General features: G+C 71.8%; 13 protein-coding genes. 5 read left to right on the forward strand and 8 right to left on the reverse strand.

Going from position 1 to position 20,138, the window contains the following annotated elements:
• Nucleotides 1-43: 43 nt before the first annotated feature.
• The 3 genes from DC008_RS33665 to DC008_RS33675 form a co-directional block, all read right to left on the reverse strand.
• Nucleotides 44-1,786, reverse strand: a complete 1,743-nt coding sequence (locus DC008_RS33665; protein ID WP_108710260.1) for a ThuA domain-containing protein — start codon at nucleotides 1,784-1,786, stop codon at nucleotides 44-46.
• A gap of 17 nt (nucleotides 1,787-1,803) precedes the next feature.
• Nucleotides 1,804-4,674, reverse strand: a complete 2,871-nt coding sequence (locus tag DC008_RS33670) for a PQQ-dependent sugar dehydrogenase (protein ID WP_108710261.1) — start codon at nucleotides 4,672-4,674, stop codon at nucleotides 1,804-1,806.
• A 271-nt stretch (nucleotides 4,675-4,945) separates the two neighbouring features.
• On the reverse strand, nucleotides 4,946-5,734 hold the full coding sequence (locus tag DC008_RS33675) for an SAM-dependent methyltransferase (RefSeq protein ID WP_108710262.1): 789 nt from the start codon (nucleotides 5,732-5,734) through the stop codon (nucleotides 4,946-4,948).
• Nucleotides 5,735-5,902: 168 nt separating this feature from the next.
• On the opposite strand from DC008_RS33675, the gene DC008_RS33680 reads away from it, so the two are divergent.
• Entirely contained in the window at nucleotides 5,903-6,454 is a 552-nt protein-coding gene (locus DC008_RS33680; RefSeq protein ID WP_108710263.1) for a GNAT family N-acetyltransferase, read from the forward strand.
• A 6-nt stretch (nucleotides 6,455-6,460) separates the two neighbouring features.
• Here DC008_RS33680 and DC008_RS33685 read toward each other — a convergent pair whose 3' ends face one another.
• From DC008_RS33685 to DC008_RS33695, 3 genes are all read right to left on the reverse strand, one after another.
• On the reverse strand, nucleotides 6,461-7,465 hold the full coding sequence (locus DC008_RS33685) for a helix-turn-helix transcriptional regulator (protein WP_108710264.1): 1,005 nt from the start codon (nucleotides 7,463-7,465) through the stop codon (nucleotides 6,461-6,463).
• Nucleotides 7,466-7,580: 115 nt separating this feature from the next.
• Nucleotides 7,581-11,369: a S8 family peptidase gene (locus DC008_RS33690; protein ID WP_108710265.1), complete on the reverse strand. Its 3,789-nt coding sequence runs from the start codon at nucleotides 11,367-11,369 to the stop codon at nucleotides 7,581-7,583.
• Between the two features lie 147 nt (nucleotides 11,370-11,516).
• Nucleotides 11,517-12,608 (reverse strand): GDSL-type esterase/lipase family protein, encoded by a 1,092-nt coding sequence (locus DC008_RS33695; protein WP_244221520.1) that lies wholly within the window; start codon nucleotides 12,606-12,608, stop codon nucleotides 11,517-11,519.
• 393 nt (nucleotides 12,609-13,001) lie between these two features.
• Here DC008_RS33695 and DC008_RS33700 point away from each other — a divergent pair, with 393 nt between their 5' ends.
• The 3 genes from DC008_RS33700 (at nucleotide 13,002) to DC008_RS33710 (ending at nucleotide 17,906) form a co-directional block, all read left to right on the forward strand.
• Nucleotides 13,002-13,535, forward strand: a complete 534-nt coding sequence (locus tag DC008_RS33700; RefSeq protein WP_208646052.1) for a DinB family protein — start codon at nucleotides 13,002-13,004, stop codon at nucleotides 13,533-13,535.
• 486 nt (nucleotides 13,536-14,021) lie between these two features.
• The gene (locus DC008_RS33705) at nucleotides 14,022-16,289 is read left to right on the forward strand and encodes a M4 family metallopeptidase (protein WP_108710268.1); all 2,268 of its coding nucleotides are present in this window, start codon (nucleotides 14,022-14,024) and stop codon (nucleotides 16,287-16,289) included.
• A 315-nt stretch (nucleotides 16,290-16,604) separates the two neighbouring features.
• Nucleotides 16,605-17,906 (forward strand): phosphatase PAP2 family protein, encoded by a 1,302-nt coding sequence (locus tag DC008_RS33710; RefSeq protein ID WP_108710269.1) that lies wholly within the window; start codon nucleotides 16,605-16,607, stop codon nucleotides 17,904-17,906.
• Between the two features lie 59 nt (nucleotides 17,907-17,965).
• On the opposite strand, the gene infA is transcribed toward DC008_RS33710, so the two are convergent.
• Together infA and DC008_RS33720 are read right to left on the reverse strand one after the other, a co-directional pair.
• Nucleotides 17,966-18,190: a translation initiation factor IF-1 gene (gene infA, locus DC008_RS33715; RefSeq protein WP_108710270.1), complete on the reverse strand. Its 225-nt coding sequence runs from the start codon at nucleotides 18,188-18,190 to the stop codon at nucleotides 17,966-17,968.
• Complete coding sequence (locus tag DC008_RS33720; protein ID WP_108710271.1) at nucleotides 18,187-18,978, reverse strand: GNAT family N-acetyltransferase; 792 nt, start codon at nucleotides 18,976-18,978, stop codon at nucleotides 18,187-18,189. The genes infA and DC008_RS33720 overlap by 4 nt, the downstream gene beginning before the upstream one ends.
• A 403-nt stretch (nucleotides 18,979-19,381) precedes the next feature.
• Between DC008_RS33720 and DC008_RS33725 the strand changes: the two genes are divergently transcribed.
• On the forward strand, nucleotides 19,382-20,131 hold the full coding sequence (locus DC008_RS33725; RefSeq protein ID WP_108710272.1) for a hypothetical protein: 750 nt from the start codon (nucleotides 19,382-19,384) through the stop codon (nucleotides 20,129-20,131).
• The last annotated feature ends 7 nt before the right edge of the window (nucleotides 20,132-20,138 follow it).

The raw sequence follows: 20,138 nt of genomic DNA on the forward strand, positions 1-20,138 counted from the left end.
CGGACGGACCGAGTGGGGGCCGACGGCTGTCACCGCCCCACCGTCACGGCAGGGTCCACTTCTGGTTGGAGCCCGTGTGGCAGGTCCACAGATGGACGGCGGTTCCGTCGTTCCAGGTGCCGCCCGAGGCGTCCAGGCACTTGCCGGACAGGGGGTTGCGTACGGTGCCGTCGGTCTGGGGCGTCCACTGCTGGGCGCCCGTGCCGTTGCAGGTCCACAGCTGGATCCTCGTACCGTCGGCGGTGCCGGCGCCGGAGACGTCCAGACACTTGCCGAGCGCCCGGAAGGTGCTGTCCTCGCCTACGGTCCAGCGCTGGGCGGCGCTGGAGTTGCACGTCCAGATCTGCACCTTCGTGCCATCCGCCGTGCCCGCGTTGTCGACGTCCAGGCACTTGCCGTTCACCCCCTTCACCTCACCCGTGCGCGGGCCGGACGGGCTCCCGGCCTGCTTGATCCGGATGTTGCGGAAGGCCACCTCGTCACCGTCGCCGTGGTTCTGCAGACCGATGTGCCCCTGCCGCAGACTGCGCGCCGGATCGGTGTTCGTGAAGTCGTTGATCTTCCGCCCGTTCAGGAACAGCTCCAGCCGCTCCCCGGTGACCCGGATCTCGTACGTGTTCCAGCTGCCCGGCGGGTTCAGCGCGGCGTCCCGGGCGGCCAGGTCGGCCGACTTGAACCCGTACACGGCACCCGTGGTCCGGTCGGCGCTGTCGGTGGCGTCGATCTGGATCTCGTAGCCGTTGTCCACGGCCGACCACGGGTCGTCGGAGGCCGGGAAGCCCACGAAGACACCGGAGTTGTCGTCGCCGCTCATCCGCCAGTCCAGCTTGAGCGAGTAGTCGCCGGTGAACTCCTTGGCGTCGTACCAGAGCAGGCCCAGCCCGCCGTGCGAGGTGAGGGTGCCGTCGGCAAGGGTGAAGCCACCGGGCCCCGCCTGCCTCCAGCCGGTCGTACCGCCGCCGTCGAACAGGGACGTGTAGCCGGTCTCGGGGCGGCAGTCGGCCTGGGTGAGTCCGGCGGCCCAGCGGACCCCGCCGAGGAGGTGCCGGCGGAAGGCCGGGTCCGTGTAGGACTCCTCGGTGTGGCCGCCGCCGGTGTAGAAGGCACGGCCACCGGCGTAGTCCTTGCACCAGGCGATCGGATGGTCGCCCGACATGGTGCCGCCGGAGTAGCTGGACTCGTCCAGCGAGGCCAGGACGTGTGCCGAACTCCGGGGGTTGGTCCGGTAGTTGTACCACTCGTCCGTGCGCTGCCAGGTGCGGCCCAGATGGGCGGTGGCGTCGTGCGACCGGTCCTCGACCTTGACGGTGGCGGGCTGGATCGCGGGATGGGACTGGAAGAGCGCGCCCGCCAGACCCTCGTAGAACGGCCAGTCGTACTCGGTGTCGGCGGCGGCGTGGACGCCGACGTACCCGCCGCCCGCCCCCATGTACTGCTCGAGCGCCGTCTGCTGGGAGCCGCCGAGCACGTCACCCGTGGTGGAGAGGAAGACGACGGCGCGGTACTGGCTGAGGTTGGCGGTGGTGAAGGCACCCGCGTCCTCGGTGGCGGTGACGGTGAAGTTGTTCGCCGCGCCCAGATCACGCAGTGCGGCGATGCCCTCGTCGATCGAGGAGTGACGGAAGCCCGCCGTCTTGGAGAAGACCAGGATCCGGTAGGCGGGGTCGGCCGCCGCCGCTGTGGCGGGCGCGTCCGGTGCCCCGCCCGGCAGCGCCGAGGCCTGGGGAGACATGCAGAGTGCGGCGCCGGCGAACAACGCGGTGGCCGCTTTGAACAGAGTGCGCATCACGAGGTTCCTCCCTTCTACGGCAGGGTCCATTTCTGGTTGGGTCCGGTGTGGCAGGTCCACAGATGGACGGCGGTTCCGTCGTTCCAGGTGCCGCCCGAGGCGTCCAGGCACTTCCCGGAGTTGGGGTTGCGTACGGTGCCGTCGGCCTGCGGGGCCCACTGCTGGGCGGCGGAGCCGTTGCAGGTCCACAGCTGGATCTTCGTGCCGTCGGCGGTGCCGGCGTTGTCGATGTCGAGGCACTTGCCGAGCGCCCGGAAGGTGCTGTCGGTGCCGATGGTCCAGCGCTGGGCGGTGGTGCCGTTGCACGTCCAGATCTGCACCTTGGTGCCGTCGGCCGTGCCCGCGGCGTCGATGTCCAGGCACTTGCCGTTCACACCCTTGACCTCACCTGTGCGGCTGCCGCCTCCGGAGGCGGTGCTGAAGGAGAAGTCGTCCACGTCGAAGAGCGCTCCGCCGCCGCCCTTGAAGACGAGGAAGAGCGAGGTGGACCCGGCCGGCTGGTTGCTCAGCGACGTCGTGACGTCCTGGAAGGTCTCCCAGCCGCCGGTGACGGGCACGGTGACCGTGCCGAGCAGCGTGCCGGTCGAGGAGCCGGCCCGTACCTCGATGGTGCCGCCGGCGCCCGCCGACGAGACCCGTGCGGTGAACGACCGGGCGTTGGCGAGAGCGTACGGAGTGAAGGAGATCCAGTCGCCGTTGTGGATCTCTCCGACGGTACGGCCGCCGTGCGCCGGGGTCTTGGTGATGATCTGCACGCCCGCGGAGGAGCCGTAGTGCTCGGCCTGCCGGTGGCTGGGCTGGGTGACCCGCTGGTCGTGCGTCGTCAGCGCGGGCTGGCCGGCCGCGCCCTTGTCGGTGTACTCGGCGTCGATGACCCCGAAGATATTGGCGTTGGGGTCGTGCTCGCCGTCCGCGAGGGTCTGCAGCGTGCCCGTGCAGCCGGTGGCGGAGGTCTGCGGATGCCCGTGACTGTCGTGCCCGACGATGAAGTTGACCTTCACCCGGGAGCAGTCGATCGTGCCGTCCTCCGGGTCGGTGACCGTCACCTTGAACGGGATGGCGGCGCCGAAGTCGTAGATCTGCCCGTCGGCGGGTGTGTCGATCCGGACCGTCGGGGCGGTGTTGCCGACGGTGATCTGCACGGACGCCGTCGCCGACTTGCCGCCGGGATCGGTGACCTTCAGCGTGGCCGTGTACTGGCCCTCGGCGGTGTAGGTGTGGGACGGGTTCGTGGCGGTGGAGGTGGCGCCGTCGCCGAACGTCCATGCGTAGCCGAGCGTGTCGCCGTCGGGGTCGCTGCTGCCGGCCGACGAGAACGACACGGCCAGCGGGGCCTTGCCGGAGGTGACGTTCGCCTTGGCCTGCGCCAACGGGGCGCGCCCGCCCGTCACATGCTCGATGCGGTACAGCGCGGAGTTCTCGTCGCCGTTGAAGTAGCCGGTGCCGTAGTCGAGGACGTACAGGGCGCCGTCCGGGCCGAAGGCCATGTCCATCACCTGGGTGCCGGCCCAGGGGAAGGCGTTGATGGACTGCACGGTGCCGTCGCCGCCGGTCTCGATGCGCTTGATCCAGCGGCGGCCGAACTCACCGGCGAAGAAGTCCCCGTCGTACTCCTGCGGGAACTTCACGTCCGAGGAGGAGGCGGCGTCGTAGCGGTAGACGGGGCCGCCCATCGGGGACTCCGAGCCGTTGCCGAACTCCGGGACGGAGCCTCCGTCGTAGGGGATCCAGGCGGGCTGTGCGGGCGGCAGGTCGGTGAGGCCGGTGTTGCGTGGCGAGGTGTTCCTCGGTGCGGCGCAGTCGAACCTGGCGCCGGACGTGTTGGTCGCGAAGTCGAAGTCCACGTAGGCGTCGTTCTTGCCGGTGCAGTACGGCCAGCCGAAGTTCCCGGCCTTGGTGACGCGGTTGAACTCGACCTGTCCGGCGGGGCCGCGGGAGGGGCTGGCGGTGCCGGAGTCGGGGCCGTAGTCGCCGACGTAGACGGTGCCGGTGGCCCGGTCGACGCTCATCCGGAACGGGTTGCGGAAGCCCATCGCGTAGATCTCGGGCCGGGTCTTCGCGGTGCCGGGTGCGAAGAGGTTCCCGGACGGGATCGCGTACGAGCCGTCGGCGTCGACCTTGATCCGCAGGATCTTGCCGCGCAGGTCGTTGGTGTTGCCGGCGGAACGCTGTGCGTCGTACGCCGGGTTGCGGGAGGCGCGCTCGTCGATCGGCGTGAAGCCGTCGGAGGCGAACGGGTTGGAGTCGTCGCCGGTCGACAGATACAGGTTGCCCGCCGCGTCGAAGTCGATGTCACCGCCGACATGGCAGCACAGGCCGCGGGAGGCGGGCACGTCCAGGATCTTCTTCTCGCTGCCGAGGGCGAGCGTGTTGTCGTTCTTCAGCACGAACCGGGAGAGCCGGTTGACCCCGTCGAACGGGGTGAAGTCGGCGGCCGAGCCGTTCGAAGGGGCGTCCCCGGCCGGGGTGTCGAGTTTCGGCGCGTAGTACAGGTAGACGAACCGGTTCGACGCGAACCCGGGGTCGGCGGCGACCCCCTGCAGGCCCTCCTCGTCGTGGCTGTAGACGTCCAGCCTGCCGGCCACGCTGGTGGTGCCGGCCGCGTCGGTGCGGCGCAGTGTGCCGTCCCGCGAGGTGTGCAGGACCGAGCGGTCGGGCAGCACCGTCATCGTCATGGGCTCGCCCATCTCGGCGACCCCCTTGGCCAGGGTGACCTGCTGGAAGTCCTCGGCGGCCGCGGCGGGGGCGGCGCGGCCGCCGGGAGCGGCGGGTGCCTCGCCGGGGGCCGCCGCCGCGGGGCTCAGCGGCAGGGCCAGGGCCAGGGCGCACACCACGGCCGGCAGTGCGGTGCGGACACGTCTGGGTAAGGGCGATCTCGTGCGCACGGCTCCTCCAGGAGAGGGTGGGGTGGCGGCGGTCGCCGGTGGAACGCCGGACGACCGCCGGTGGGGGGTTGCGGGCGCGCGCCGTCGCGCCGTCGAGCACAGGCCCACGCGCGTCGCTGGGCCTCGATGACCGCTTCAGTTCCCGGAAGTTAGCGGCCTTCGTCCGCGCCCGGAACCCCTTCCGCACAAGATCTCGCTACTTTTCTCATGACGGAGACAAAGTCGCCCTACCGAGTCTTGGGCCCACCACCCCTGCCACGGGGCGACCGCCTCAGCGCACGCGCGCCACGCCCGCGTAGATGCCGCTCGGCTCGGCCTCGGCGGCGGGGGAGGAGGGGGCCCACTCCGTCGCCGTCACCAGACCGGGTGCCACGGGGTCCAGTCCGTCGAAGAACCGCTCCACCTCCGGGCGGGGCCGGAACGCGAGCTGGATGCCGCCCTTCGCGTACTCGGCGACGACTTGGTCGGACAGCTCCGGGAACAGGTCGGACGAGGCGTGCGACAGGATCAGATGGCTGCCCGAGGGCAGGGTGTCGACCAGGGCGCGGACGATTCCGTGGGCGTCCTGCTCGTCGGTGATGAAGTGCATCAGGGCGATCAGCGACAGCGCGATGGGCCGGTCGAAGTCCAGGACGCGCCGGGCGTGCCGGACGATCGCCTCCGGCTCGCGCACATCCGCCTGGATGTAGTCGGTCGCACCTTCGGGCGAGCTGATCAGCAGCGCCTCGGCGTGCCGAAGGACGATCGGGTCGTTGTCGGCGTAGACGACCTTCGCCGACGGGACGACCTTCTGCACGACCTGGTGGAGGTTCGGCTCGGTGGGGATGCCGGTGCCTATGTCCAGGAACTGGTCGGTGCCCTGGGCGGCGAGCCACGCGGCGGCCCGGTGCATGAACTCCCGGTTCTGCCGCGCCCCGTCACGCGCTTCGGGCGGCAGCCGCTCACCGACCGCCTCGTCCACGGGGTAGTTGTCCTTGCCGCCGAGCAGCCAGTCGTAGACCCGGGCCGGGTGGGCCCTGCTGGTGTCGATCTGGACGGACGGCTGGGAATCGGTCGTCATGGCAGCTCCATCGCGCCGGTGGGGGTGAACGGACACGTTCGCGAGTCGATCTTACGTCGTTGAACCATCTCCCGTATGTGCGGCGGGAGTTGCCGGCGAGCTGCACCGGGGACGGCCCGTACGCCGGGACGTCGCACGGTCCGTCCCCGGCTTGGCTAGCCTGCCGCCATGACCGAACTGGGACCCGTCACCTGGCCGCCCGCGCCGATCAGGACCGAGCGGCTCGTGCTCCGCGCCCCCGAGGTCCGGGACCGCGCGACCTTCATCGAGCTGCTGGCGTCGCCGGACGTGCACGCCTACCTCGGCGGTCCCCGGCAGCGCGACGAACTCGAACGCGAGGTGCCGGCCGTGCCCGAGCCGTGGCCCGGCAGCTTCGTCGTCGAGCGCGACGGGCTGATGATCGGCCAGATCCTGGTCAGGAGGGTGACGGAGCACCGCAACGAGGCGGCCCTGGGCAAGGTCGACCTCGGCTATCTCTTCCTGCCGCGGGCGTGGGGACACGGGTACGCGGCCGAGGCGTGCGCGGCGGCGCTCGACTGGGTCGACGCGTGCCTCCCGGGCGAGCCGGTGGTGCTTGCGACACAGACCGCCAACGCCCGCTCGATGCGCCTCGCGGCGAAGCTCGGCTTCACCGAGGTCGAGCGGTTCCGCGCCTGGGGCGCCGACCAGTGGCTCGGGCAACGGCAGCCGCGCACACCGAGCGCGCCCCAAGTGCCGTAGCGGCTCCTACAACCAGCCCCGGCGCGCGGCCTGCCACGCCAGCTGCATCCGGGTCGCCGCGCCCGCGAGCTCCATCATGCGCTGGATGTGCCGCTGCACCGTGCGCCGGCTCAGGCCCAGCTGGGTCGCCACCGCCTTGTCGGCGACCCCGGCCACCAGCAGCGCGAGCAGGCGCCGGTCCGTCGCCGACAGCGGGTCGGGGCCGCCGACGCCGTCCGTCCCGGCGACCGCGCCCGAGTCGTCGACGTCCAGGGGCACCGCGGTCTCCCAGTACCGCTCGAACAGGGCGATGAGCGCGGCGAGCAGATTGCTGTCCCGGACGAGCGCAGCGGTCGGTTCGTCCGGGTTCCCCTGCGGGCCGCCGGGCACGAGCGGGCAGATCGCGACGGCCCGGTCGGCGACCGCCAGCCGCAGCGGCAGATGCGGCACCGCACGGGCGACCTCCCCGGCCCGCACGCCCGCAACAACGTTGTCAACGGCTCCCTCGTCGTCGAAGAACGCCTTCTCGTACAGCACCCGGTAGCGCACGCCGCGCCCCAGCGCCTCGAACTCGGAGTCGTTGCTGCCCGACGGCATCGCCACGTACTGGGCCTTGCAGAACCAGAGCATCTCGTCCCGCGCGCCGCACTGGATCTGGCGCAGATGCTGGCGCAGCGCCTCGGCGCCGGTGATGACCTCGATCAGTTCGCCGGCGTCCCGCCGACGCATCGTGTCGCGGTACACCTCCAGCAGACCGGTGGCCTCGACGCGGGCGAGGTCGAGGGCGTCGGCGTGCCGCTTCAGCCCGGGCATCAGCGCCACGTCCGGGGGAGTGGCCCGGAACCGGCGGGGCAGCACGTCGGTGTGGCTGGCCATACCTTTGCGGGTCAGCGCGTCGAGCACGGCCTCCGTCTCGGCCGGGCCGAGCCCGATGCGCTCGGCGACGTCCACCGCCGAGGCGTGGCTGACCGTCACCAGATACCGGTAGACGTTCTCCTCGGCCTCCGACACCCCTGCGGCCTCCAGCGTCATGGTGTCCTCCCCGCGACTTCCGGCCAACCCGAACGGCGGACACCGTACTCCACGAATGTGACAGGCGGTGAGGGTGAGTGGGCGGCCTGCCTGCCCACTCACCCTCGTGTACGGCCTAGCCGCGGTGCAGGTAGGCCCGCTTCACGGTCTGCCGGACCGAGGTTCCGGCCGTGTCACGCGCCGTCACCCTGAGTGTCACGAAGGCGTCGCCGTGGGTCCGGGACGGCTTGGTGACGGTGGCCGCGAAGGCGTTGTGCCCCCGCGACTTCACCCCGGCCGGGCTCCAGGTCCGGCCGTCGTCGTAGGAGACCTCGACCTGGACGCTCACACCGCGCGGCGCGGCGAGCCCGTCCTGGGCGCGGATGGACACGCCGACGGTGTGCGTACGGCCCGGGCGGACGGCGTTGTCCACGTCGACCGGCACGTCGTAGTCGAGCTGGAGCAGCGGCAGGGTGGCCGGCGTGTCCGCCGTGCCCGAACGGAACGTCCACGACGTCTCGGTGCCCGTCGCGTACGCCCACTCCGGCGAGGTCCGCGAAGTGGTCAGGTCCAGCCGGTAGCCGGCCGTGCCCGACGGCACCTCGAAGTCGGCGAAGCCGCCGTCGGCCCGCCCCACCTGCCGTCCGTCCCGGTACAGGACCGCCTCGGCCGCGTCGCCCCGCGGGGCCCGCGTACCGATGCCGCCGCCCCCGCTGTCCACGACGAGGCGGGACCAGTGGCCCGCCCGGGAGTCGGTGAACTCCGGTATCCGCACGCTCAGCACGTCACCCTTGCGCACGGACGGCGTCGTCGTGCCCCGCGGGATCGACGGCCGGACGACGGACGCCTGCCAGGTGTCGCTCGTGCGCTCGCCCGCCCGGTACGTCCGCGGGGCGTCCGCCATGCCGGCGCGCAGCGGCGTGTCCACGTCGTACGTCGTCTCGTGGTGCACCAGGTGCTGCCACTCGGTGTCCCCGCTGCTCACGTACTCGGTCCGGTCGAACCCGGTCGGTACGTAGCGGGTGTACTGCAGCCAGGCGGTGTCCTGGTACGGCCGGCGCCCGAAACGCTGCTCGCTCGCCCAGGGGAGGCCGCCGTTCTCGGCGTACCGGCTGCGCACGACAGCGCTGTTGCGCTCGGAGACCGTGTGCACGACGTTCTCCGGGATGCGCTGCTTCGAGACCTGCATGATGTCGTACAGGTACGGGCTGCGGGCGGTGCCGGTGAGGCGGACCGTGGTGGTCCCCTTGCCGATCCGCTTCAGCAGGGCCGCTCCCTCCGTCTTGCCGATCCGGATCGTCGGCACGCCCCAGCGGTCGCCGTCGGGGTGCCACCGGGTCCAGGCGATGTCGGCGAAGTGCACGAACACGATGCCCCGCACGCCGGCCGCGGCCGCCCGCTCGGTCAGGGCCCGCTCGTCGATCGAGTCCTCATGGGTGAGGACCGCCAGCTTGCCACGGGCCTTCGAGAAGTCGGGCGCGGTGGAGTCCCCCGCGTCGACGGCGGTCAGGCTTGTGCCCTTCTCGTCGAACAGCGGCGAGGACGGCATGTAGAACGCGTTCGGCGCCGCCGGGCCGCCCTTGCCGCCGGTCACCTTCATCCGCAGCATCGGCGCGACGTACTGCCAGCGGGACGCGAACTCGAACGTCCCGTCGGTGACGGCCTTCGTGGGGCTCACGTACAGGCGCCGGACGACGTCGAAGTACATGGTGCCCGCGAGCAGAGCGCGCCCGTCGATCTTCCGGTACGTCTGGTAGCTGAGGATGCCGCGCTGCTCCGCCGGGCGGGGCGTTCGGATGTCGACCAACGTCGTCCTGCGCACGTCCAGCGTGACGGTCATGTCCTTGGTGACCTGCACCTCGGGCAGCACCACCTGCCGCAGCTCCTGCCCGTCGGAAGCGTTGTCCAGGGTCGAGTAGTCGAGCTGGTACGTGCCCTCCTCGACCTCGGCGACGGCGGGTTCGGTGCTCGTGTAGCCGACGAAGCCGTCCGGACCCCAGATGTTCGGCAGCGCCTCCACCTGCCGGCCGGAGAGGTCGACCGTACGGACGGTGAGCCGGTGTGTGGGCCCCTGGACCGCGAGGCTGACCGTGGTGTGCACGGTGACCTTCCCGTCCGCCGAAGCCGCGGTCACATAGCCGTAGTAGTCGCCGCGCTGCACGCGGTTCGGGTCCACCGTCAGCGGTACGTCGGCGGTGGCGCCCGCGGGCACGGTCACCGAGGAGGAGCCGAGCTTCACGGCGCCCTCGCCGGGCGTCCGTCCTCCGGGGGTGGCCAGCCGGGCCGTGAGCCCGAGAGTGACGGCCGCACCCGAGGTGTTGGTGTACCGCAGGTGTTCCGTACGCGGCTCGCCGCCGTCCGTCCGCAGCGGGCCCAGGGCGATGGTGCCGGTCGCGGTGACCGGGCCCAGCGCTGCCGCGGCCACGTCGACGAGGCCGCCGCCCTGCTCGGTCACCTCCTGACCGGACGCCGTACGGGCCGTGCTGACGAGCGCGTCCTTCAACCGGGCCGCGCTCCAGTCCGGGTGCCGCTGCGCGAGCAGCGCCGCCGCGCCCGCCACGTGCGGGGTCGCCATGGACGTACCGGAGGCCGCCACATGCCGGGCGTCGACCGGCTCACCCATGGTCGTGCCGTCCGCGCGTGCCGCCACGATGCCCACACCCGGTGCCGTCAGGTCGGGCTTGACGGCGTCGTCACCGGCCCGGGGACCACGGCTGGAGAACGGCGCGAGCCCGCCGTCACGGTCGACCGCGCCCACGGTGAGCGCCGCGTCCGCCGCGGCGGGGGAGCCGATCGTGCCCCTGCCCAGCTCGCCCGCGTTGCCGGCCGCGACCACGAACAACGCGCCGGTACGCTCGGTGAGTTCGTTGAGCGCCAGACTCATCGGGTCCGTGCCGTCGGTCGGGACGTCCGAGCCGAGGCTCATGTTGACGACCTTGGCACCGCTGCCCGCCGCCCACTCCATGCCGGCGATCACCTGGGACTCGGACCCGAAGCCGTCGTCACCGAGCACCTTGCCGACGATCAGGTCGGCTCGCGGGGCGACGCCCTTGCCGCCCTTGCCGTTGACGGAGGCCGCGCCGCTGCCTCCGACGATCGAGGCGACGTGCGTCCCGTGCCCGAAGACGTCCCCGGTCCCGGAACTGTCGGAGAAGTCCCGGGCCTCGGAGATCCGCCCGGCCAGATCCGGATGCGTCTGGTCCGCGCCCGTGTCCAGCACGGCCACCTTGACCGACTCGCCCTGCTGGCCGGCCTTCCACACCTCCGGCGCGCCGATCTGCGGCACACTGCGGTCGAGGGTGGCCCGCACCCGGCCGTCCAGCCACACGCGTGGCGTGCTCGCCGTCCGCGCGGAGTTCAACCCGTCGGCATCCGGCGTCAATTGCTTCCAGAACCGCCCGAGGTCGCCGTCCGCGACCCGCACGGCACGCGCGCCGATGCTGTCCAGGCGGCGGACCGGGGAGCCGTCCTCGGCCAGGCCCGTCAGCCGCTTCACGGCGGACGCCGCCGCACCGTCGGCGCCCGCGACGATCAGGGGCAGCGCGTCGCTGTGCGCCTCGTCGTAACCCTGCGCGAGCAGCGCGCCCACGTCGAACAGGCCGCGGTCCACCACCCCGGCCGCCACCAGGTTCCCGGCGTCGGACGGCATGACGGTCAGCCGCCCGTCCTCCTCGTACGTACGGAAGACGAGGCCTCGCCGTCCGGGTCCGGGTGTCACCGAGGCGGTGCGCCGCCCCTCGCCGTCGGTGCCCACGGTCACCCGGTCGCCGGTGATGAGGCGAACGGTGCCCAGAGTGTGCGAGGGTTTGTGGGCGGGTTGTCGGGAGGGGGACGCCGTATCGGAGGGGGCGGCGGTCGGCGCCACCGCGCCGGATGCCAGGACGAGTCCTGTCGATATCGCCGCCACCAGGCGGATCCGTCTCATGTGTGCAGTGCCTTCCGTCCAGCGCGTGGGGATGTCCGCGCGCTGGACAGAATCCGGCGGTGGTGATCACCGTGTCACTCGTTTTCGCTGGCACAGGTGGGACATGTCGCAACCGCGACACCGAAGTGACGCCCCATGCGGACGGGTTCAGCGGGACGCGGACGCCGCCAGCATCGGCAGCGACACTATGTCCGCGAGGGCCTCCTGACCGGCGATGTTGGCGTGCACGCCGTCCCCGGTGTCGTACGGCGGGTTGATGCCGTTCGGCTTCAACGGGTCCCTCAGCACCTGGTCGAACGGCAGCACACCGTCACAGGTGCCGGCGCAGGAGTTCCACGTCGAGACGAAGGTGCCGACGGCGTGCCGGTCCCGGTTGTTCTGGTCCGTGTAGCCGGGGCGCGGGGTGATCGGCGTGACGTACACCTCGATGCCCGCCGCCCGCAGCCGCCGGAACACCTCCCGGTAGCTGTCCAGGATCTGGTCGGCAGCGCATCCGGCCGCGAGATCGTTGGTGCCGTAGTAGTAGAGCACCCCGGTCACCCCGTGGAGGGCGAGCACGTCGCGTTCCAGACGGGACACCGCGTCCAGGCCGCGCAGCGACGGGTCCGTGCGGGGGCAGGTGGCGGCACTGGTGGTACCCCCGATACCGGCGTTGGCGACCGTGAACTGCCGGTCGGCGGGCAGCTCTTCGGTGATGCGCCGTGCCACGAAGTCCGTCCACCGCAGGTTCTCGCCCGGGCGCTGGCAGCCCGGACCGCAGTCGGTCGACCCGGTGCCGTCGACCACCGAGCTGCCGTACGCGACGAGCGTGCCGCGCAGCCGCGGGTTGTGCACGTCGACGGCGGTGACCAGATACGTCGAGCCGGTCGTCCGCGTGTACGCGGAACCCGAGGCGTCGGTGGTGTGGTCCCCGGAGCCGGGCGGGGTCAGGTAGTTGTCGCGGAAGGCGCTGTTGTGGATGCCGGCGGTCACGGTGCCGGACACGGAGACGGACACCGCGATGTCCTCCTGGGCCGCCGTGCGGAGCCGGGCCGGATCGCTCCACACCTCGCCGCCGGCCGGGACGACGACCGTGCCGCTCCCGGCGAAGGTGACGGGGACCGGATCGCCCTCCGTCGCCGCCCCGCCGCCGTCGCTGTGCGCGACGGTCGCCGCGGTCACGGTCAACGGCGTCTCGCCGAACGTGTTCTGCAGCCGTATCCGCAGGGCGTCACCGCCCTGACTGAGATGGCTGATCATCCGCACGGACTGATCGTTCAACTGCTGTGTCGCACGCCCCTGTTGGGAGCCGGTCCAGGAGGTGAACCACCCCTTCGCGGCGGACGGCCGATGCGGTCCCGCCTCGCTCGGGGCGGCCGCAGTGGGGGCGGATGCGGCGAGCACCGAGGCCGTCAGCGCGAAGGCGAGGCCCACGGCGAGGCGGCCCGCCTGCGACCGAAGTGACCGGGGCCGGGCTGAGACGCGAGGGAGAAGAGGGCTCATTGGTTCCTGTCCTTCCCGTGGGACGGGTGAAACGAGCGTGAAAAGCCTTTCCCCGGGTCGGTGCGGGCAACCCCGGTCCGACGACACGCGGTGTGTTCGTCGCGGACGAAGTCCATTACGCGGGCGATGTGTTGATGCCACGGTGACCTGATGACGACGACTACGACACCGGACGGCCGGCCCGTCCCTCCCGCCCACGCCGACGAGCGCACCATGCTGGAGGCGTGGCTCGACTTCCACCGTGCGACCCTTGCCCTGAAGTGCGCCGGCCTCGACGACGAGCGTCTGCGGCACGCCGCGGTGCCTCCCTCACGGATGACGCTGCTCGGCCTCGTGCAGCACATGGCCGAAGTGGAACGCAACTGGTTCCAGCGCGTCTTCGCGTCCCTGGACGTGCCACCCGTCTTCGGCGCGGACAACACCGACGGCTTCACCCTCGCCCCGGACCGCGGCCTGCAGGAGGCGACGGCCGCCTGGCAGGCGCAGATCGCCCGGGGCCGTGAACTGACGGCCGACGCCTCCCTCGACGACGCCGGCCGCCTGTCCCAGCGGGAGGCCGGTCGCGTAGGCGACGCGGGCGTCTCCCTGCGCTGGATCCTGGTCCACCTCATCGAGGAGTACGCCCGCCACAACGGCCACGCGGACCTGCTCCGCGAACGGCTGGACGGGGTGACCGGCACCTGAGTGCAGTCCCGTAGCCACGTGGTCATGGGGTCGGCGCCGGGTTCTTGAGCATCTCCGTCAGGGCGGAGATGCTCTGGTCGCCGTATCCGGCCAGGCTCACAAGGACCCGCCCTTTGAGCGTGGCGGTAGCCGGTTGCAGGGCCTCAGTCGTGTCTTACGTGGTCAGGCAGGCGATGATCAGCGGACTCGCTGCGGCTGCTTCCGGGCCGCGCGGCCGAAATCCCGCGCCCGCCGCGCCCATTTGACCCGGCTTGCGAGGCCAATTCAAGCCGTCACTTTGGCGGTCGCATGACAAACGCAAGGGTCCGGTGTCACCCTTCTGCTCGAGTTCACCGTTCGTCCACGTGACCACCACGCGAAACGGACGTCTTGCCACCCCCCACCTCCTTCCACCCGCATGCCGTGCAGCGCTACGGACCGGCACACCCCGCCGGTCCTCTCGTCCACGGCCCCCACACGGGCCGACCGTCCCGAAGGAGCACCCCTTTGTCCCTGCGACACCGCGCCCTCGTCCGGCGCAGACGCGCAACCGGTATAGCCCTCACGGCAGTCGGGGCCCTGCTGGCCCTGGCCGCTCCCGGTCTGGCCGCGGCGGCGCCGGCCGACCCGGGCCCCGCGAAGATCACCGCCAACCCCCGGGCGGGCGCCGCCCCGGCCGCCCTCACCCCCGCCCGCCGCACGGCCCTCATCAAGAGCGCCCAGTCGGAGGCGGCCGGCACCGCACAGCGGATCGGCCTCGGCGGCAAGGAGAAGCTCCTCGTCAAGGACGTCGTCAAGGACGCCGACGGCACCACGCACACGCGCTACGAGCGCACGTACGCCGGACTCCCCGTCCTCGGCGGCGACCTCGTCGTCCACGACAGGAGCGGCCGTACGACCGTCACCAGGGCCGGCAAGGCGACGCTCGCCCTGAACACCCTCAGCCCCAAGGTCACCCAGTCCGCCGCCGCCGGCAAGGCCCTCGCCGCGTCGAAGAAGACCGACGTCAAGGGCGCCGAGACGGAGCGCGCGCCCCGGCTCGTGGTGTGGGCCGGCGCCGGCAAGCCCGTGCTCGCCTGGGAGACCGTCGTCGAGGGCGTCCAGAAGGACGGCACCCCCAGCGAACTCCAGGTCGTCACCGACGCGGCCACCGGCAAGCAGCTCCTGGCGGCCGAGAAGGTGCACACCGGCTCCGGCAAGGGCCAGTTCGTCGGCGACGTCGAGATCGGCACCACGCAGTCCGGGTCGACGTTCCAGCTCGTCGACCCCGACCGCGCGAATCAGAAGACGTACGACCTCAACCAGGGCACCTCGGGCACCGGCACCCTCTTCACGGACGACAACGATGTCTGGGGCAACGGGCAGCCGTCCGACCGCCAGACCGCGGGCGTGGACGTCGCGTACGGCGCCGCGGCGACCTGGGACTACTTCAAGGACAGCTACGGCCGCAACGGCATCCGCAACGACGGCGTCGCCGCCTACAGCCGTGCCCACTACGGCAACAACTACGTCAACGCCTTCTGGCAGGACTCCTGCTTCTGCATGACGTACGGCGACGGCTCGGGCAACACCCACCCGCTGACCGCGCTCGACGTGGCCGCCCACGAGATGAGCCACGGCGTCACGGCCGCCACCGCGGGCCTCGTCTACTCCGGTGAGTCCGGCGGTCTCAACGAGGCCACCTCCGACATCTTCGCCGCGGCCGTCGAGTTCCACGAGGACCTGCCCGCCGACCCCGGTGACTACTTCGTCGGCGAGAAGATCGACATCAACGGCGACGGCACCCCGCTGCGCTACATGGACAAGCCCTCCAAGGACGGCGCGTCCAGGGACAACTGGAGCTCCACGCTCGGCGGCATCGACGTCCACTACTCGTCCGGCCCCGCCAACCACTTCTTCTACCTGCTGTCCGAGGGCAGCGGCCCGAAGACCGTCAACGGCGTCGACTACGACAGCCCCACCTACGACGGGCAGCCCGTCACCGGCATCGGCATCGAGAACGCCGCCGCGATCTGGTACCGCGCGCTGACGACGTACATGACGTCGACGACCAACTACGCCGGGGCCCGCACCGCCACCCTGTCCGCCGCCGCGGACCTGTTCGGCGCCTACAGCCCGACCTACCTCGCCGTCGCCGACGCCTGGGCCGGGATCAACGTCGGCAACCGCATCGCGCTCGGCGTCAACCTCGCCCCGGTCGCCGACCAGATCAGCGGCGTCAACCAGGACGTCAGCCTCCAGCTCGACGCCTACACCACCAACTCCGGGGCGAGCCTCACCTACGAGGCCGAGGGCCTGCCCGAGGGCCTGAGCATCAGCCCGAGCGGACTGATCAGCGGCACCCCGGCCACCCTCGGCACCAGTGACGTCACCGTCACGGTCACCGACAGCACCGGCGCGACCGCCTCGGACACCTTCACCTGGCAGATCGCCTACGTCTACTCCAACGCCACCCGCGTGGACATCCCCGACAACGGGGCGGCCGTCCTGTCCCCGGTGACCATCAGCGGCCGCGAGGGCAACGCCTCCGCGACCACCTCGGTCTACGTCAACATCGTCCACACCTACCGCGGCGACCTCGTCGTCGACCTCGTCGGCCCGAACGGCACCGTCTACCCGCTGCTCAACCGCAGCGGCGGCTCCGCCGACAACGTCGACCAGACCTTCACCGTCGACGCCTCGGCACAGCCGCTCAACGGCACCTGGGCGCTGCGCGTGCAGGACCGTGCGAACATCGACGTCGGCCACATCGCCCGCTGGACCCTGACCCCCTGATCCTCGACCGCCTCCCGCCTGACGGCGCCGCCGTCCGGTCCTTCCCTGGGCCGGGCGGCGGCGCCGTCATGTCGGGGGCCGTGCCCGGTGCGTTGTCGGTGACCAGCGGAAAGCGCCCAGAGCCGCCCGGATAGCATGTGCGCACCGACGACGGTCCCCGCCGCCCCCACCAGGGAGACCATGCCGTGCGACGCGAAAGGTGGCTTGGCTGCCCATGACACACCGGGCACAACGGTGAGATCCATATCGTCGCGGATCTCCCCGAACGAGAAGGACACGGCCGAAGGACCCGTCCCATGGCGCCGGCCACGGGCGATGTTCTGGACCGCGGCAGGCGTGGCGGTCCTCGGCTTCCTGGTCGCCCTGGAGATCGCCGCACGCGACATCGGCGTCCCGGGACCGATGACCAGTCAGGTCAAGGACCTCATATACGCCCCGAAACCGGGCCCCCTGTACGCCGGTCTCGCGCTGCTGATGGTGGTGCTCACCTGGCGGCAACGCCTCCTCGCGGCAGGCGCCGCGCTCGGCATCGACGTCGTCTCCGCCCTGGTGCGATGGATGATCGGCGTCGACCCGCCCAGCGAGTACTTCCTCGGCGGCGGCGCGCTCTGGGTGATCCTGGCGTTCGCGGTCATCGCCGTGACCCGCCGCACCGGCGCCGAACGCACCCTCCTGCTGAAGGGCGTCGGACTGGCCTTCCTGCTCATGGCGGGCCGCAAGACCGGTGACACCTGGCTGATCATCACGGCCAAGACCCGCCCGACGGTCCTCGACCCGTATGTGGCCACCGCCGACCGGGCCCTCGGCGACCCGTCCTGGCTGGCCGGGCGGATGCTCGAGGCCACGGCCCCGATCGGCACCGACATCGTCCAGATCGTCTACGCACAGCTCGCCGTGGCCGCCGTGGTGGTCGCCCTCTACCAGCTGCGCAACGTGGCCTCCGAAGGCCGCTTCCCACGCCACCACCTGGTCCGCACCTTCCTGGTCATCGGCCTGCTCGGCCCGGCCTTCTACATGATCTTCCCGGTGGTCGGCCCCGTCTTCGCCTACGGCCCGGGCGCGTCCGGAACGGGCGGCGTGGAATGGTCCCTGCTCAACCTGTGGCCCCACACCCCGCCGCCCCTGAGCACCCCGCACCCGATGCCGTACGACGGGCTCACCCCCCGCAACTGCATGCCGAGCCTGCACACGGCGTGGAGCATCGCGATCTTCATCCACACCCGCAGGGCCCCTCGGCTCCTGCGCCACGCCGGTACGTTCTGGCTGGTCGCCACGCTCACCGCGACCCTCGGCTTCGGCTACCACTACGGCGTGGACCTGCTCGCCGGTGTGGTGTTCGCGCTGACGATCGAGGCGGCGCTGCGCGCCCAGGTGCGCGGTTGGGACCGGCCGGCCGTCGTGCTCGTCTCGTACGGCACGGTGGTCTTCACCGCCCTGCTGGTGAGCTACCGGTACCTCCCGATGGAGATGGCGCTGCACCCGCGCATCTGGGGGCCGCTGCTGGTCCTGGCGATGACGTCGGTGGTCTACGTCTACGTCCGCACGACCAGGCTCTGGGACGCGGAGACGGGGACCGTCCCGGCCCGGCAGCCGCAGCCCCAACCCGAACCGGCCTGACGGCCCGCACGCCCAAGGGGCCCGGTCCGGTTCAGGACCGGGCCCCACGGACAACACGGCTAGTTCCGGTACCGGAACACGATCCGCCCCCGCGCCAGGTCGTACGGCGGAAGCTCCACCAGGACCCGGTCGCCCAGCATGATCCGGATGTAGTGTCTGCGGATCTTCCCGCTGATGTGCGCGAGGACCTGGTGGCCGTTCTCCAGCTCCACGGTGAACATGGCGCTGCGCAGACACTCCACGACCCGGCCCTCGGCCTCGATGACGTTCCTGGTCCGCGTCATCGCACGAGCTCCAGCGTGCCGCCCACCGGCCGCGCCCCGACGCCCCGGAACAGCGCCGACGCCACCGCGTTCGAGGCGTCGACCTCGGCCCACGCCTCGGCGGTCCCGGCACGGTGGAGCACACCCAGCGCGTGGGCGAGCAGAGCCCGGCCGACGCCGCGCCGCCGCTCACCGGCCCGCACCGCGAGCAGCCCGATCCGCGGCCGCTTCACCCGCACCACCCGGATCAGCCCCAGGTAGGCGTCCGGCGTCGCGGCCACCGCGTACAGCGCCGGGTCGACGATGGTGTCGCCCTCCGTTCGGGGCACCACCTCGGCGGGCATCGACCGCCAGCCCACGGTCGCCTCGACCTCGGCCCGGATGACACGGTCCACCTCGCGCAGCATCCCCTCGTCCGCCTGTCCGGCGGGCACGATGGTCACGCCCGGCGGCGGTACGACCGCACGCAGCCCTGTGACGTCGGGGTCGGTGGGGACGGCGTACTCCACCTCGCGGCGCGGAACGGTGAAACCGGCCCGCCGCCACCGGGCCGTCAGCTCGGTGTCGGCCTCGTCGACCACGGTGTGCAGCGGCGCCGGAAACGCCGCGGTCATCGCCTCGGCGAGCTGCGCGAAGGCGGTGTCGTGCCAGGCGTCGACGCTGACGAACAGTCGTCCGTCCGGCCGGTGCTGCACATGCCCTCGGCCGACCACCAGGTCGTCCTCCAGGGCATGCCACTGCCCGTACGCGACGCGCGTGACCAGCGTGGCCTGCTCGGCCGGATGTGATGGGTAGGTCTTCGGATCCATCGGAGTCCCCTTCCAGGAGAGCCTCGAACTCAGGCGCTCCTGGCGACACCGATCGTCAGCCGCCGGACCGTGACGGGATGAGGGAGCACCCACGGAAAACTGCGTTCACGGGTCTCACCTCCTACGACGACTCGGCCGGTCCACCGCGAACGTATCAGCGGGGCGATACGCGGCTCCACCGAATTGACGCGGGCTGCCGGCCTCGGCCGCCGGCACGGCCGGGCGCGCAGTCACGTCCGTCCCCTCCCCGGGCCGACCCGACGCTACCCGGTCGGCCCGGGGTACAGTCCCGGCGTGCGTTGATTCTCCGGGCGGCGGCCCCGCGCAGCCGCGGACGGTACGGGCGCCCTGGATGCGGGGGCCCTGGCAGGCAACCCGTCATCACCCCACGGAGATCCCCACCATGACCGCGCAACAGCCCCTCACCTACGACGCGTTCGTCGCCCTCGCCGCCGCCGACCCGGCCGTCGTCGGGCTCGTCCTCAAGGGGTCCCGGGCCCACGAGGGCACGGCCACCCGGCACTCCGACCACGATCTGTACGTGGTCCTCGCCGACGACGCTCCCACCGGCCTCACCCGCTTCGCCGGGCACCGCAGTGCCGAACTGGACCTCGTCGTCGTCTCCCTCACGGACTTCCGGGCGGCGGGGATGCCCGGCTTCGAGCGGTACGCCCTCGCGCGCGCCCGGGTCGTCCTCGACCGCCTCGACGGGGAGATCACCCGCATCCTCGCCGCCAAGGCGCACCTGACCGCCGACGAGGCGGCGCGCGACGCCGCGACCCGGCTGGACGCCTACGTCAACTCCGTCTACCGGTCCCTCAAGAACGACCGGGACGGTCAGTCCCTCCCCGCACGCCTTGACGCCGCCGACAGCGTCGGCCACCTCCTCGACCTGCTCTTCACACTCGACCGCCGTCCCCGCCCCTACAACAAGTACCTGGCCTGGGAACTGGCCCGGCACCCGCTCCCCGGGTGGGACACCGACACCCTGCTCGACACGGTCGGCCGTATCACGGCGACCGGCGAAGTGACGGTCCAGCGCGGGCTGTTCGCCCAAGTCGAGACGGCCGCGCGGCGGGCCGGGCACGGCGAGGTGCTGGACGCCTGGGGCGAGGACCTGGAGCTGATGCGGCCGTGGACGAGACGCCGGTGACCCGGCG

The organism is Streptomyces nigra, from assembly GCF_003074055.1.
GTDB lineage: Bacteria > Actinomycetota > Actinomycetes > Streptomycetales > Streptomycetaceae > Streptomyces > Streptomyces nigra.